Source organism: Hoeflea ulvae, from assembly GCF_026619435.1.
GTDB classification, from domain to species: Bacteria; Pseudomonadota; Alphaproteobacteria; order Rhizobiales; family Rhizobiaceae; genus Hoeflea; species Hoeflea ulvae.
This window is the reverse complement of sequence record NZ_JAOVZQ010000001.1, coordinates 3224068-3238846: the sequence shown is the minus strand read 5'-3', so window position 1 is coordinate 3238846 and position 14779 is coordinate 3224068. Positions and strand designations below refer to the sequence as shown.

Below are 14779 nucleotides of genomic sequence, written 5' to 3'. Positions count from 1 at the left end.
TGATTGGTCTATTCAGCGGCGAGCGCTGCGGGGGTGTCCATGTAGGCAGGGAACCATGATTCATGGCTGGTGCGCAATGCAGATACCGGCACCGACAGGACCCCGCTGATGTTCAATCTGTCGCCTTCGGCAATGCCGAGATGGCGGAAGGGCACGCCGGCGCCCTCGGCGCTGGCCATGACATAGCCGGCCAGGTCTGCCGGCACGGTGATGACGTACCGCGCCTGGTCTTCGCCAAACAGCAGCGCATGCGTCGGGCCGCTGCAGCCCGACAGATCGATGTCCATGCCGAGATCAGAGGCCATCACCATTTCCGCCAGGGTGGCAGCAAGGCCGCCCGAGGAAATGTCGTGGCAGGAGGTGACCTGGCCATTGCGGATGGCGGAGCGGACGAAATGGCCGTTGCGGCGTTCTTCCATCAGGTCGACGGAGGGCGGTGCACCTTCGGCCCGGCCGAGGCAATCGCGCATCCAGGCCGACTGGCCCAGATGGGTGCCGTCGATGCCGATCAGGATCACCGCGTCACCGCTGTTGGCGCCGCCGATGCGGGCCATGTTGTTCCAGTCATCGATCAGGCCAACGCCGCCGATGGTGGGGGTGGGCAGGATCGCTTCGCCATTGGTCTCGTTGTAGAGCGAGACATTGCCCGAGACGATGGGGAATTCGAGCGCGGTGCAGGCTTCGCCGATGCCCTGGATGGCCATCACCAGCTGGCCCATGATCTCGGGCCGCTCGGGATTGCCGAAATTGAGGTTGTCGGTCGAGGCCAGCGGCTCGGCGCCGGTGGCCGTCAGGTTGCGCCAGCATTCGGCAACAGCCTGCTTGCCGCCTTCGTAAGGATTGGCCTCGACATAGCGCGGGGTGACATCGGAGGAAAACGCCAGCGCCTTGGTGGCATGGCCCTCGACGCGGACCACACCGGCGTCGCCGCCCGGGATCTGCAGCGAATTGCCCTGGATCAGGGTGTCATATTGCTCCCAGACCCAGCGTTTCGACGCGTTGTTGGGCGAGCCGAGCAGGTCGAGCAGCGCCTGGCCGTAATCTTCGGGCTCTTCGACATCGGAGGTTTCAAGCGGCGACAGGCCGCCGATCTCGCGCCATTCGCGGTCATATTCCGGGGCTTCGTCGCCAAGTTCCTTGATCGGCAGATTGGCGACTTCCTCGCCCTGGTGCAGGATCCGGAAGCGCAGATCGTCGGTGGTCTTGCCGACAATGGCGAAATCGAGACCCCATTTGACGAAGATCGCCTTGGCCTCGGCTTCTTTTGCTGGCTCGAGCACCATGAGCATGCGCTCCTGGCTTTCCGACAGCATCATCTCATAGGCGCTCATATGGTCTTCACGCACAGGCACCTTGTCGAGATCGAGCTCGATGCCGAGGCTGCCCTTGGCGCCCATTTCGACCGCCGAGCAGGTGAGGCCGGCAGCCCCCATGTCCTGGATGGCGATGACCGCGCCGGTCTGCATCAGCTCGAGGCAGGCCTCGAGCAGGCATTTTTCGGTGAACGGATCGCCGACCTGCACGGTGGGACGCTTTTCCTCGATCGATTCATCAAATTCCGCGGATGCCATGGTGGCGCCGCCAACGCCGTCGCGGCCGGTCTTGGCGCCGAGATAGACCACCGGCAGGCCGACGCCCTTGGCTTCGGACAGAAAGATCGCATCGGTCTTGGCAATGCCTGCGGCAAAGGCGTTGACCAGGCAATTGCCGTTATAGCGGGCGTCGAATTCGACTTCGCCGCCAACGGTCGGCACGCCGAAGGAATTGCCGTAGCCGCCAACACCGGCGACGACGCCGGAAACCAGATGACGGGTCTTGGGATGGTCCGGCTCGCCGAAGCGCAGCGCGTTCATGGCAGCGATCGGACGCGCGCCCATGGTGAAGACATCGCGCAGGATACCGCCGACGCCGGTGGCTGCGCCCTGATAGGGCTCGATATAGGAGGGGTGGTTGTGGCTTTCCATTTTGAAGACGACGCAGTCGCCATCACCGATATCGACCACGCCGGCGTTCTCGCCCGGGCCCTGCAGCACGCGCGGGCCTTCGGTCGGCAGGGTCCGGAGCCATTTCTTAGAGGATTTGTAGGAACAGTGCTCGTTCCACATGGCCGAGAAGATCCCCAGCTCGGTGAAGCTCGGTTCGCGGCCGATGAGATCGAGAATGCGCTGGTACTCTTCGGGCTTTAGCCCGTGCGCGGCGATCAGCTCATCGGTGATGGGAATGCTATTTGGAATGGTCATGGCGGATGGCGCCCTTGTTGTCCTCGGTATGCAGCAGGCTATAGCGCACTGCGGCAGGCGATGGCAGCTTGAATTTCAACAGAATCGCGAATAGGTCCGCAATCCTGTGGACCAAGCCGCCCTGGCGGCAGCAGATTCTAGCAGCCCTTGCTGCCCGAGGCCCAGCGGGTGATGTCGCTGTCGATGCGGCCTGCCAGCGGTGTGGTCGACAGCGGACCATAGAACTGGGCCTTGTCTGCCGAGGCGACGATGACCGCCTTGGGCAGGGATTGCGGCTTGCCGCGCGGGATGACCAGCAGCCGCGGGATGCTGGTGGTGTCAAGTTCGGGGATGATGCCGTAGTCCTTGAAATCGCCGTCCTTGAGCCAGCAGGCATGGGCCTGGGTGTTGATCTTCTGCAGTGTCGCCACCGCCGCCGCATGGCCGTCGAGGCCGGCGCTTGGCCGGGGCGCCGGGGCGCAGGCCGACAGGCCCAGGACGGTCGCGATGGCACATGCCGGCCAAATTCGTTTCATGAGGGTCTCCTGCCGACATCGCGATCACTGGCGCGCGCTAGCTTGCAATAGCATGATTTCTCAACGCGGCAATGGGGTTTGGTGTGGATGGCTTCGGTTGACCCGACCGTCAACGCTGTTATGACGACTGCGTGTGTGTGAGGGTGGCATCAGGTTGAAAGTGGATCATTACCGTGTCTGTGTTGTTGGTGCCGGGCCCACGGGGCTTGCCACCATCAAGAGCCTGGCGGAGGCTGGAATAACAGATCTCATCTGTCACGAAGCCCAGGATGCGTCTGGCGGCATCTGGGTCTATTCCGATGATCCGGAGCGGCCCAGCGTCTACCAGACGGCGCACACGATCAGTTCCAAGATGCTGTCGCAGTTTCCCGATTTTCCGATGCCCGACGCATATCCCGATTATCCGTCTAACCGGCAGATCCTCGATTACATGCGCGCCTATGAAGCCCGTTTCGATCTGAGCCGATATATCCGGCTCAAGTCCAAGGTCACGGCCGCAAGACCGCGCGACAATGGCGGATGGGAGATCTCGTTCGAGGACGCAACAGGAGGCCACAGCCAGACCGCCGATTATCTGATCGTCTGCTCAGGCCATCACCGGGAGCCGGTGATGCCGGACCTGCCGGGTGAATTCTCAGGCGAGCAGTTGCATGCTGGCCAGTACAAGAAAGCCGACGGATTTGCCGGCAAGAAGGTGCTCGTGGTCGGCGGCGGCAATTCCGGCTGCGACATCGCCTCGGCGGTCAGCCGGGTGGCATCTCATGTCAGTCTCAGCATCCGCAGTCCGCAGGTCATCGTGCCGAAGCTGGTCGCCGGCCGGCCGCTCGACGTGCAATTTGCCAAATTGCGCAAACCCCATTTGCGCTGGGCCCGTGATGGTCTGCTCAAACTCGGCCTGACGCTGCTGGTCGGTCCCTATGAGCGCTACGGTTTGCAACAGCCGCGCGGACGGGTGTTGAGCCATCATCCGACGCTCAACACGGTGATTCTCGACCGGATCCGCCACGGCATGGTGACGGGTCGTCCGGGTGTGCGTTCTGCTGCGGGCAGGGAGGTGACGTTCACCGACGGCACCAGAGCGGATTTCGACGTCATCATCTGGGCCACGGGCTACCGGCTCGGTGCGCCGTTTCTCGGTGATGTCTGCCCCGACTGGAACGAAGCTGCGCAGGTGCCGCTCTATCTCAAGATGATGCTGGCGGATGTGCCCGATCTGTTTTTCATCGGGCTGATCCAGCCGATCGGCTGCATCTGGGTGCTGGCGGACCAGCAGGCCAAACTTGCGGCAGCGGAAATTTCCGGGGCCTGGCGGCGGCCCGCGGACATCAAGGCGCGGATCGAGCGCGACAACCGGCGTGATGCGAAGCGCTACAAGGCCAGCCTCCGGCATGCCGTTCAGGTCGACACCCATGAATATGCCGCTGAACTCGACAAGGTGCTGTGCGACTTCGGGAAGTAGAGCTCCCTGCTTGGCCGTCTATCGCGCGGCGCGCTTGACCGCCTTGAGGATTTCCCGCGCAAGAGCTGCGTTGGTGGTCACCGTCCAGTGATCATCGCCGGCGCCCGCCACATCAACACGTTTGCGCATGTCGATGTTTTTAATGCGGGATTTCGGCACGCCGGGTTGCGGCTTGAGTTCCGAACCAAGCCCGTTTCCGGGGAAGAAGTAATTCACGTAGCGTTTGACATTGTCCGACAGCGGACCGGCGCGGGTCGGGTCGACGCTGATCAGCAGGGCGACCGGAATGTTGTTCTTGCGCAGTTTTGCCGCGACTTCGAACACCGCATTGCCGCCGAAGGAATGGCCGACGAGAATGATCGGCCTTTTTCGTCTGGACCGGTCATATTCCCGGATGATCTTGGCGCGCACCGAAGAGCCGCTGAGATGGCCATAGACTTCCGCCTTGATCCTGTCCTTGGCGAGGCTCTTGGCCATCTGGTCAAAGCCGGTGGAGAAAATGCCCAGAAAGCCGCGGATGAAATAGACCTGAGTCGGCGCTTCGGATGCGGCTGAGGCGGCGCGGGCAGGGGCGGCGGCGGTGACAGCAAGAAGACCCGCGACCAACAGGGCTGCCGCCCGGCCGAGCCAGCGTTGGTGAAGGCCAAAACCCGTCATCTGCGTAGCCATGCTGCTTGCCCCGCCCGAACCGTCAGATTGCCGACCTGTTATGGCGAAAGCCTCAGGCTTCGACAAGCCCCAGCGCCGCTTCGAACAGGGCGCGCCCGTCGGTGCCGCCATGGGCAGCCTCGATCAGGTTTTCCGGATGCGGCATCAGGCCGAGCACATTGCCGGCCTTGTTGACGATGCCGGCGATGTTGTTGACCGAGCCGTTGGGATTGGTGTCCGGCGTATAGCGGAAGGCGACCTGGTCGTTGGCTTCGATCTCGGCAAGGGTGGCGGCATCTGTGAAGTAGTTGCCGTCGTGATGGGCCACCGGGCAGCGGATGATCTGGCCGGGCGCATAGCCTTGCGTGAACACCGTATTGGCATTGGCGACTTCGAGCTTCACTTCGCGGCAGACAAATTTCAGAGATGCGTTGCGCATCAGCGCGCCGGGCAGAAGACCGCTTTCGAGCAGGATCTGGAAGCCGTTGCAGACACCGATGACGCGGGTGCCTTTTTCGGCCTTTTCACGCACGGCCTGCATGACCGGCATGCGGGCGGCAATGGCGCCGCAACGCAGGTAATCGCCATAGGAAAAACCGCCCGGGATGACGATCAGGTCGACATCATCGGGGATCGAGGTCTCGGTCTGCCAGATGGTCAGCGGCGCCTGGCCGGAAATGGTGGTCAGGGCCGCGATCATGTCGCGATCGCGGTTGAGGCCGGGAAGCAGGATGACTGCGGCTTTCATGGCTCAGATCACCTCGACCGAAAAATCCTCGATCACGGAATTGGCGAGCAGTTTGGCCGCCATCGCCTTGATCTCGGCTTCGGCTTCCTTGCGGTCGGAGGTTGCCAGAACCACATCGAAGATCTTGCCCTGGCGGACCGAATCGACGCCGGAAAAGCCGAGGCCGCCGAGCGCGTGCTCGATGGCCTTGCCCTGCGGGTCGAGAACGCCGTTCTTCAGCGTTACCGTGACGCGTGCCTTGATCATGTCCGCAACTCCAAACCTTACTTGACCAGAACCGGTCCGGTGGGACGGTTCGGCTCATTCTCGTTCATGATGCCGAGGCGGCGGGCGACTTCCTGATAGGCTTCGACCAAGCTGCCGAGATCGCGACGGAAGACATCCTTGTCGAACTTCTCGCTGGTGTTGATGTCCCAGAGCCGGCAGGAATCGGGCGAAATCTCGTCGGCAACGACGATGCGCATCATGTCGCCCTCGAACAGCCGGCCGCATTCGATCTTGAAATCGACCAGCTGGATGCCGACACCGAGGAACAGGCCGGTGAGGAAATCGTTGACGCGGATGGCGAGGGCCATGATGTCGTCGATTTCCTGCGGGCTGGCCCAGCCAAAGGCTGTAACATGCTCTTCGGAGACCATCGGGTCGTCGAGCGCATCGGCCTTGTAGTAGAATTCGATGATCGAGCGCGGCAGGACCGTGCCTTCCTCGATGCCGAGGCGCTTGGACAGCGAGCCGGCTGCGATGTTGCGGACCACAACTTCGAGCGGGATGATCTCGACTTCCTTGATCAATTGCTCGCGCATGTTGATGCGCTTGATGAAGTGGGTCGGAATGCCGATCCGGTTCAGATGCGAGAAGATGTATTCGGAGATCCGGTTGTTGAGCACGCCCTTGCCGTCGATGACATCGTGCTTCTTCTTGTTGAACGCGGTGGCGTCGTCCTTGAAAAACTGGATCAGCGTGCCGGGCTCGGGGCCTTCATACAAGATCTTGGCCTTGCCTTCGTAGATACGGCGACGACGGGTCATGGAGCATCTCTGTCTTTTGAGCCGGCTGAAGCCGCGGCAACTCGGCATAGGGTCGATTTTGAGCCGTGCTTTAGCGGATTGTCCCGGCTTTCACAACGCCGTTGTCGGCAATGTCCCCGGAAATAAGCCGCAACATGCGGGTTTGCATTGCACTTTCGGCGGTCTTTTGTTTTATGGGGCAAACCCCCATATAGGGATCATTGATTCACAGTCTGGAGCCAGCCATGAGCAACATGAAAGATCGCGAAAACGCATTCGAGAACAAGTTTGCTCACGATGCGGAACTGAAGTTCAAGGCGGAAGCCCGCCGCAACAAGCTTTTGGGGCTCTGGGCCGCCGAATTGCTTGGCAAGACAGGCGACGATGCCGAGACCTATGCCAAGAGCGTGGTGATGGCCGATTTCGAAGAAGCCGGCGATGAGGATGTGTTCCGCAAGGTCCGTGCCGATTTCGACGCCGGCAATGTCGGCCAGTCCGACCACCAGCTGCGCCGCAAGATGGACGAGCTGCTGGCTCTCGCCGTCGAGCAGATCCAGGCCGGCTGATCCCGTCAAGGTCTGATTTTCCAGAACCGTCTGCGGCTTGCCGCAGGCGGTTTTTTGTTGGATTGAGGAAACGGGGCACCCTTTGGGGGGCGAAGTGGTGATTCGGGAGGAGCCAGCCATGCAGTTGCGAGATGAAATCGATCAGGACAAGGTGTTGATCACGGCCTGGTCGTCATCGGCCTCGGCCGACATGGCGGGCGCGCTTGCCGGGTGTGGCTTCGACACGGTCACCGTCGACATGCAGCATGGCGCCCATGACGAGGCTTCGGCCTTTGCCTCGGCCAAGGCGATCTTTGCCGCGGGAAAGCCCGCGATGCTGCGCATTCCGGTGGGGCGCAATGATCTGGCCAGCCGGGCGCTCGACATGGGATTTGAAGCCGTCATCGCACCGATGATCAATTCGGTCGCCGACGCGGACGCCTTCGCGAAGGCGATGAAATATCCGCCATTGGGGGAGCGATCCTGGGGGCCGACGAAGGCGCTGCAGATGCACCGGTCGCATTCGCCGGAAAGCTATTTCGCAGCAGCCAACCGGGAGACCCTGGCGCTGGCGATGATCGAGACCCGCGAGGCGTTTGCGGCGCTTGACGGAATTCTCGGCAATGACGGGATCGACGGCATTTTTGTCGGGCCGTCCGACCTGTCGATATCCTGGTTCAATGGCGCAGGCGTTGACCCGCGCAATGCCGAACTGCAGGACGTGCTTGCCGAAATCGGCCGGCGTACCCGTGAAGCGGGCAAGTTTGCCTCCATCTTCGCGGTCGACCCGTCCGATGTGCCGGGTTTTGCCCGGATGGGCTACCGCATGGCGGCGCTCAACACCGATCCGGGTATCTTCCATGCCGGCGCAGCGGTAATGCTCGGCAAGGCGTGCGCCTGATCCGGCGATCTAGAGCCGGGAGAGGAACCGGGCCAGCACCATGATGCCTTCGGGCCAGGGGCCATGGCCTGATTCGGCATTGATATGCCCGGCCTCGCCGGCATCGACCAGCCGGGAGCCCCAGGCATTGGCCATGTCTCCGGCATGCTCGAAGGAGCCGAAAGGATCGTTGCGGCTTGCCACCACGATCGACGGGAACGGCAAGGGGTCCTCGTTATAGGGGCCGAAGGTCATCAGGTGCCGGGGCCGGATGCCGGGATTGGCCACTTCCGGAGGGGCAACCAGAAAGGCGCCGGCAATTTTCCTGTTGCATTGCGGCAAGGCCTGCAGGGCCGTGGCGACGCCCAGCGAATGGGCGATGACCACCACCGGTCTTTTGGATTGATTGACGCATTCCGCAAAGCGGGCGGTCCAGTCTTCGCGCACCGGCTTGGCCCAGGAATCCTGTTCGACCCGGCGCGCGGTCGACAGCCGCGCCTGCCAGCGGGTCTGCCAGTGGTCGGGTCCGGAATTGGTGTAGCCGGGAACGATGAGGATGTCGGCGTCTGCAACTTTCATGCTGCCGAGGTGGGTGAACACGGCGCAAATGTCAACCGGTGGATCAGGTGCGGGATGCGGCAAGGGCCGCGCCGTCAGTTGGCGCCGACGATCAGAGGTTCACAGCGGGGGTGGCCGTCGCCTGGCTTGGCGGCGTGATGACGAAAGGCGCGCCGCCATTGTTCAATTTGCCTTCATTGAGCAACAGCAAGGCGGCGAGCGACACGATGACCACGGCCGCGGTCACCCAGAGGCTCGCGCCGCTGGCATTGGGTTCGCGGGGTTCATAGCCGTGGTCCCGGCGATCGCGGCGGTCCTGGTCGAAAACCGGCGGATAATTCTGCATAGCGTCCTCCATGACGTGGATTGACCGGCAGATTGGGCGGCAACCGCGGCGACATGGCGACACAACAGCGGCGACACGGGGGCAAAATCATGCACCCCGATCACTTCCGGTGACAGCCGTTAACCTGTGGACGCGCTAGCTCTCGCCGAACACTCGATTGAAGATCACATCGACATGTTTGGTGTGATAGCCAAGGTCGAAGCGGTCGCGAATGTCGGCTTCGGAAAGGTATTTGCGCACATCCTCGTCGGCCAGAAGCTCGGTGAGAAAGTCGACGCTGGAATCACCGGAGACCTGGTAGCTGTCCCAGACCTTCATGGCGTTGCGCTGGACCAGACGATAGGCGTCCTCGCGCGACGAGCCGGCCTGGGTCAGCGCCAGCAGGATGCGCTGGGAATGCACAAGGCCGCCGAGACGGTCCATATTGCCCATCATCCGCTCAGGATAGATCATCAGCTTGTCGATGACGCCGGTGAGGCGGTGAAGCGCGAAGTCGAGCGTGACGGTGGTATCGGGGCCGATCATGCGCTCGACCGAGGAGTGCGAGATATCGCGCTCATGCCACAGCGCGACATTTTCCATCGCCGGCGTCACCGCCATGCGCACCAGCCGCGACAGGCCGGTGAGATTCTCGGTCAGAACCGGGTTGCGCTTGTGCGGCATTGCCGACGAGCCCTTTTGGCCGGGAGAGAAATATTCTTCGGCTTCGAGCACCTCGGTGCGCTGCAGATGGCGGATTTCCGTGGCGACGCGCTCGATCGAGGAGGCGACGACGCCGAGCGTGGCGAAATACATCGCGTGGCGGTCACGCGGGATCACCTGGGTGGAGACCGGCTCGGCGGTCAGTCCCATTGCCTTGGCGACATGTTCCTCGACCCGCGGGTCGATATTGGCGAAGGTGCCGACAGCGCCGGAAATGGCGCAGGTGGCGATCTCGGCGCGGGCATTGATCAGCCGGGTGCGGCTGCGGTCGAATTCGGCATAGGCCTCGGCCATCTTCAGCCCGAAGGTGACCGGCTCGGCGTGAATGCCGTGCGAGCGGCCGATGCAGACGGTGTCCTTGTGCTCGAATGCGCGGCGCTTGATTGCCGCCAGCAGCGCGTCCATCTCGGCCAGCAACAGGTCGGTGGCATTGACCAGCTGCACGTTGAAGCAGGTGTCGAGCACATCCGACGATGTCATGCCCTGATGCACGAACCGCGCGTCGGGGCCGACGATTTCGGCCAGATGGGTCAGGAAGGCGATCACGTCATGCTTGGTGACAGCCTCGATCTCGTCGATGCGGGCGACGTCGAATTTCGCCGCATTGCCCTTTTCCCAGATTGTCTTTGCGGCTTCCTTGGGGATCACGCCCAGTTCGGCCAGCGCATCGCAGGCGTGCGCCTCGATTTCGAACCAGATGCGGAACTTGGCTTCCGGCGACCAGATGTCGACCATTTCAGGGCGGGAATAGCGCGGGATCATGGCAGGTTCCGTGGGTTTGTTGCGTTGCGCCGGGTCTAGTTCATTTTGAACCGAAATCAAACGGCAGATCGGTTTTCCCGGGGGATATTACGGGTTTTGGCCCGTTTTGCGCGGTCGTGATGCTTCGCCAGCAGGACCGATGCGGCAAACAGGAACACCACACCGAGCGGCAGATAGAGCCGCAGCCCCTGGACCGCGAACTGGTAAAGTGCTGCGCCGATGGTGAAAACCAGCTGCATCAGCCAGAGCATGGTGAAGGGGTCACCGTGCCATTGGGCATAGAAGGTGCGGTAGACAAGGGCGAAGGTCACCGAGGTCACGCCGATGGTGAAAATGGTCAGGCACAGGAAGGCTGCGGCAAAGGCTGCCTCGCGGGCCCGGCCATAGGAGATGAAGCGGCAACAGGCGAGACTGAAGGGCCAGGCAAGGGCAGCGCCAAAAAACGCCAGCGCCGTCAGGCTCCAGTAATGGCTGGTCAGCGCCGCCGTCGACAGCCACAGCGAGGCCTGCGCCGAAAGCGCCATGGCAGCGCCCCAGCCGATGGCGCCGAGCACGCCGTCGCGCCAGGAAATCCGGGCCGCGCGGAGCCGGTCGCGCAGGTTGGAATTGTCATTGGCCGGTCTTGGCGCCGGGCCCTTGTGCCGTTTGACGGGAGTTTTCATTCCAGGCGTCGGGTGACGGCGATCCAGCGGCCGTTTTCGCCTTCAAAGCCGAGCGAGCGGACCAGCACCAGCACGACATGGGTCGACACGCCATCTGCAAGATGTGTGAGAGCGCCGCCGATGCGGTAACCGGTCGGGCAGCCGCGGCTTTGCGGCACCGACTTGTCGTCGTGAAGCACCAGCGAGGCGGGTTCGCCATTGATCTCGGCCAGTTCCAGCCGGAAGCCGACGGAGCGGTCGCTGAAGGCCTCGCAGAGCGCCGAGGGCGGCAGCGGCTTTTCCTGCAGGGTCACCGCATAGGGGGCGAAGGGCTGCGGTACCATGGAGAAGGCCGTGTAGCGCAAGAGATGGGCCGCGCCATCAAGATTGGAAAGCGGATTGAAGGCGGCGAAAGTGCCGGGTGTGTCCGCAAACCTGTATCGGGCCTCCAGCGTTGCCGACTGCGCCGCAGCCCTGGCCCGGGCGTCGCCGATGGAGCCGGGATCGTCCTTGATGACGATGCGCACGGTGGATGAGGGCAGGAACGAATCATCGGTGGTGTCGATGAAGAAGCGGTTGGCAAAGGCAAAGCCGGATCCGTCCTGAATGCCGAATTCCTCAAACGCGAAGACCTTGCCGTCCTGTGAAAAGCCGATGGGCCGGAATTCCGCAAATTCCCCGGCGGTCGCAGCACCGGCCTCGAAGCTCAAGGCAATGACGGCAAACAGCAAATGGCGTAGGGCTGGCATCGCGGGTTCTCGGATTGGTCAGAATGCTCCGGGTAGCACTGCCGGGGCGGGCGGGCAACCGCAACCGGTTCAATCTTGGTGCGTCACCCAGGCGGGCATCAGGTCACGCGGATCGGGTGTTGCCGCATGGACGCCGCGGGCAATGGCGCGGCTCATGGTCGAGGCCGCCGCCGCGCACATGTCCAGAAACGCATCGGGTGACGGTTTGCGGCCCGATGCGCCGGTTGCCAGCGCAAAGACCAGGTCGCCGTCAAACGGGGTATGGCTTGGCCAGATCGCGCGGGCGAAGCCGGCATGGGCGGCAATCGCAAGCCGCTTGGCTTCGGCCTTGGTCAGCACCGCGTCGGTGGCGATGACGGCAATCGTGGTGTTGGAGACGCCCCGGGCGAGATCGCGGAACTTGATCCTCAGATCTTCAGCGTCGGCCGGGAAGGGGAAGGCATGCCAAGCCCGCCGAATTCCGCACCGGCCTCGAAAGGTGCGGCCCAGAAATGACCGCTGTCGCCAATGGTGGCCGAGCCCATCGGATTGGCCGCGACCAGCGCGCCGATGCAATACTGATCCGGCGTCAGCGCGGAAGCCGAGCCGAGGCCGCCCTTGAAGGTCGCGGTCAAGGCGCCGATGCCCGCGCCGGCGGTTCCGATCTCGAACTCCTGCGCGGCGGCAGCGGCGGCCTGGTAGCCAAGCTCGCGATAGGGCGGGTACCGGCCCCAATCCTTGTCGCCGCCATTGATCAGGTCGAACAGGATCGCCGCGGGCACGATGGGAATGCGGTGTGGACCGACTTCGAAACCCATGCCCTGTTGCCGCATCCATGCCCGGGCGCCGCTGGCGGCATCGAGGCCAAAGGCTGACCCGCCCGAAAGAACCAGACCGTTGACGGTCTCGACCGAATTGTGCGGTTCGAGCAGATCGGTTTCGCGGGTGCCGGGGGCACCGCCGAGAACCTGCACGGCTGCGGTGGCCGGAGGATCGCAGACGACAACGGTGACGCCGGAATTGAGATCGCAGTCGCCGGCATTGCCGACCTTGAGGCCGGCCACATCGGTGATCAGGTTGCGGGGGCCGGTGCTGGTCAATTGCTGTCTCCGGCCAGGGCCGCGGTATCCTCGATGCTCAGCCGCCGGAAACTGCCGTCCTCGAGAATGGCGAGCACGAAGCCCGGCTCGCGGCGTTCGCCATCAGGTTCGAATGTCACCGGTCCAAGCGCGGTGGAAAATGTGGTCTGGCCGAGCAGGTCCTGCAGGCTGGTTTCGCCATAGGTCATGCGGGTCGCGGCCGCGCCGATGATTTCCGCCGCCGCATAGGCGGGAATGCGCAACCCTTCGGCGATCAGGCCGTGGCCGGCAAAGGCGTCGCGGGCAGCCTGGTCCTCCGGACCGGATGTGGCGGCGGCTGCCAGCACGGCGATGGTTCCCTCGGGAATCGGATTTTCGCCTTCCGGCGCATTGAGCGCGTCGCCGCCCATGAATTTGAGCGGAACGCTCTGGTAATCGGCCTCATAGGCGATCACCGCCAGGTCGGCGCGTTCGCCGCCGACAAAGACGCGGGAGACGCCGGCGGATTTGAGCCGCCGCATCAGGCTTGGCTGGGTTGCCTGTCCGGGCCGGTAATTGTCGACGAAAGTCGGCTTGAGCCCGCGGTTCTCGAGCTGGATGCGGATCGCCTCTACCAGTTCACGGCCGGAAATGGCGCCGTCCTCGATCAGCGCGAAAGGCTGGTCGGCCCAGAGGCGGAAAATGGCATCGGCGGCAATGTCGGCCTCGGACCCGGCCCGCGGCGCGAGGCGAAAGAATTTCCAGCCCAGCCGCGCCGCCTCTTCGGCGATGATGTCGGCGCGGACCGTCAGGGTCATCACCGGAATGCCCTCCGCGGTCAGCAGCGGCAGCGCTGCGGCAAGGGTTTCGGTGCACAGGAACCCGACGACGATATCGACACCGGCCTCGGCCATGGCTGCGGCCGCATCCTTGCCCGATTGCTCGGTGCAGCCGTCATCGCCTTCGACGACATCGCTGAACACACCCGGATTGCCTGCGTTCCACACCTCGAAGGCCTGGCGGACATGATCGCCCAGCAGCTTGAACTGCCCGGACTGGGGAATGACGATGCCGACGCGCACGGTTTGCGCGCTGACAGGCGCGGCGGTCATCAGGAAGGTCAGGGCGAGCGCCAGACCGGCAAGTGCAGAACGGATCATCATGGCCGATATTTAGAGCCGATCATCCGCAAAGGGAAGCGCCTTGCCGGATGGCAAAAGGCAGGCGTTCTGCCAATTCCACCCGGCCGCGATCAGACTCACGCCTTCCTGTCTCGCTTTTTACGCCGATTTCGGCCGTACAGGCCGTGTGCGGCGGGCCTGAACGAGAAAAAGTCGCGGCCGCGGGTTTCAAATTCCGATCCGCTCTTTATGTATGGTCATCAGACCAAGAGATACCGGCAACGGTCACAACATTGAGGCGCATGCGTGTTGAAACGGCAAACCATTGATTCTCGGGAGTATCGCGACGCGATGGCGCGCTATGCCGGGCATGTGCAGCTTGCCACGACCATGCATGACGGCGTGCGGCGTGGTGTAACGGTCACGGCGGCCTGTTCGGTTTCGGACAATCCGGGCACATTGCTGGTCTGCCTCAACCACTCCAATCCGCACAATGAGCTGTTCATCCAGTCGGGCGTGTTTGCACTCAACACCCTGATGGCCGAGCACCAGCCGCTGGCGGTTGCCTTTTCCGGTGTCGATCACCTTGATGTCGACGCGCGATTCGCGCTGGCCGAATGGGACCAGATCACAACCGGTGCGCCGGCGCTGATCGGGGCCGCCACGGTGTTTGACTGCCGCCTGATCGAGGCCAAGACGGTGGCGACTCACACGATCCTGATCGGCGAGGTCATCGGGCTGCGGGTCGGCCCGCCCGGACCGGCGCTTTTGTATATGGACCGCGGATACCATAGCGTTTAGCTTTGGCGGGGCCCAGTTCT

16 protein-coding genes and 1 pseudogene are annotated in these 14779 nt (G+C 63.1%); 4 read left to right on the top strand and 13 right to left on the bottom strand.

Translation table 11 applies throughout. The features are described from left to right. Positions 1–8: 8 nt before the first annotated feature. Complete coding sequence (gene purL / locus OEG82_RS15355; protein ID WP_267613264.1) at positions 9–2240, bottom strand: phosphoribosylformylglycinamidine synthase subunit PurL; 2232 nt, start codon at positions 2238–2240, stop codon at positions 9–11. A 137-nt stretch (positions 2241–2377) separates the two neighbouring features. Beyond that, positions 2378–2755, bottom strand: coding sequence for a hypothetical protein (locus OEG82_RS15350; RefSeq protein WP_267613263.1), 378 nt, complete (start codon positions 2753–2755; stop codon positions 2378–2380). 160 nt (positions 2756–2915) lie between these two features. Between OEG82_RS15350 and OEG82_RS15345 the strand changes: the two genes are divergently transcribed. Then, positions 2916–4214 carry a flavin-containing monooxygenase gene (locus OEG82_RS15345; RefSeq protein WP_267613262.1) on the top strand — a complete coding sequence of 433 codons (1299 nt, stop codon included), beginning with the start codon at positions 2916–2918 and terminating at the stop codon, positions 4212–4214. Between the two features lie 18 nt (positions 4215–4232). On the opposite strand, the gene OEG82_RS15340 is transcribed toward OEG82_RS15345, so the two are convergent. Genes OEG82_RS15340 through purC form a run of 4 tightly spaced genes read right to left on the bottom strand, consistent with a single transcriptional unit; the run spans position 4233 to position 6638 of the window. Continuing rightward, positions 4233–4883, bottom strand: a complete 651-nt coding sequence (locus OEG82_RS15340) for a thioesterase domain-containing protein (protein WP_267613261.1) — start codon at positions 4881–4883, stop codon at positions 4233–4235. Positions 4884–4935: 52 nt separating this feature from the next. Continuing rightward, positions 4936–5610, bottom strand: a complete 675-nt coding sequence (gene purQ / locus OEG82_RS15335) for a phosphoribosylformylglycinamidine synthase subunit PurQ (RefSeq protein WP_267613260.1) — start codon at positions 5608–5610, stop codon at positions 4936–4938. 3 nt (positions 5611–5613) lie between these two features. Further along, entirely contained in the window at positions 5614–5856 is a 243-nt protein-coding gene (purS, locus tag OEG82_RS15330; RefSeq protein WP_267613259.1) for a phosphoribosylformylglycinamidine synthase subunit PurS, read from the bottom strand. 17 nt (positions 5857–5873) lie between these two features. Further along, a complete protein-coding gene (gene purC, locus OEG82_RS15325) occupies positions 5874–6638 on the bottom strand; it encodes a phosphoribosylaminoimidazolesuccinocarboxamide synthase (protein ID WP_267613258.1) in 765 nt (254 codons plus the stop codon). 224 nt (positions 6639–6862) lie between these two features. On the opposite strand from purC, the gene OEG82_RS15320 reads away from it, so the two are divergent. Then, entirely contained in the window at positions 6863–7183 is a 321-nt protein-coding gene (locus tag OEG82_RS15320) for a DUF1476 domain-containing protein (RefSeq protein ID WP_267613257.1), read from the top strand. 118 nt (positions 7184–7301) lie between these two features. Beyond that, positions 7302–8063 (top strand): HpcH/HpaI aldolase family protein, encoded by a 762-nt coding sequence (locus OEG82_RS15315; protein ID WP_267613256.1) that lies wholly within the window; start codon positions 7302–7304, stop codon positions 8061–8063. Positions 8064–8072: 9 nt separating this feature from the next. On the opposite strand, the gene OEG82_RS15310 is transcribed toward OEG82_RS15315, so the two are convergent. The 7 genes and pseudogenes from OEG82_RS15310 to OEG82_RS15280 all read right to left on the bottom strand — a co-directional run bounded on the left by OEG82_RS15310 (position 8073) and on the right by OEG82_RS15280 (position 14000). Continuing rightward, on the bottom strand, positions 8073–8621 hold the full coding sequence (locus OEG82_RS15310) for an RBBP9/YdeN family alpha/beta hydrolase (RefSeq protein WP_267614969.1): 549 nt from the start codon (positions 8619–8621) through the stop codon (positions 8073–8075). Between the two features lie 91 nt (positions 8622–8712). After that, positions 8713–8946 (bottom strand): hypothetical protein, encoded by a 234-nt coding sequence (locus tag OEG82_RS15305; protein WP_267613255.1) that lies wholly within the window; start codon positions 8944–8946, stop codon positions 8713–8715. 135 nt (positions 8947–9081) lie between these two features. After that, positions 9082–10410, bottom strand: coding sequence for an adenylosuccinate lyase (gene purB, locus OEG82_RS15300; RefSeq protein WP_267613254.1), 1329 nt, complete (start codon positions 10408–10410; stop codon positions 9082–9084). A 56-nt stretch (positions 10411–10466) separates the two neighbouring features. Next, on the bottom strand, positions 10467–11072 hold the full coding sequence (locus tag OEG82_RS15295) for a hypothetical protein (RefSeq protein WP_267613253.1): 606 nt from the start codon (positions 11070–11072) through the stop codon (positions 10467–10469). Continuing rightward, a complete protein-coding gene (locus tag OEG82_RS15290; RefSeq protein WP_267613252.1) occupies positions 11069–11800 on the bottom strand; it encodes a DUF2259 domain-containing protein in 732 nt (243 codons plus the stop codon). Before OEG82_RS15290 ends, OEG82_RS15295 begins: the two co-directional genes overlap by 4 nt. Positions 11801–11869: 69 nt before the next feature. Beyond that, positions 11870–12879, bottom strand: a pseudogene (locus OEG82_RS15285) (P1 family peptidase). Beyond that, the gene (locus OEG82_RS15280; protein ID WP_267613251.1) at positions 12876–14000 is read right to left on the bottom strand and encodes an ABC transporter substrate-binding protein; all 1125 of its coding nucleotides are present in this window, start codon (positions 13998–14000) and stop codon (positions 12876–12878) included. The pseudogene OEG82_RS15285 and the gene OEG82_RS15280 overlap by 4 nt, the downstream one beginning before the upstream one ends. A 309-nt stretch (positions 14001–14309) precedes the next feature. Between OEG82_RS15280 and OEG82_RS15275 the strand changes: the two genes are divergently transcribed. After that, entirely contained in the window at positions 14310–14759 is a 450-nt protein-coding gene (locus tag OEG82_RS15275) for a flavin reductase family protein (protein ID WP_267613250.1), read from the top strand. Positions 14760–14779: the final 20 nt, after the last annotated feature.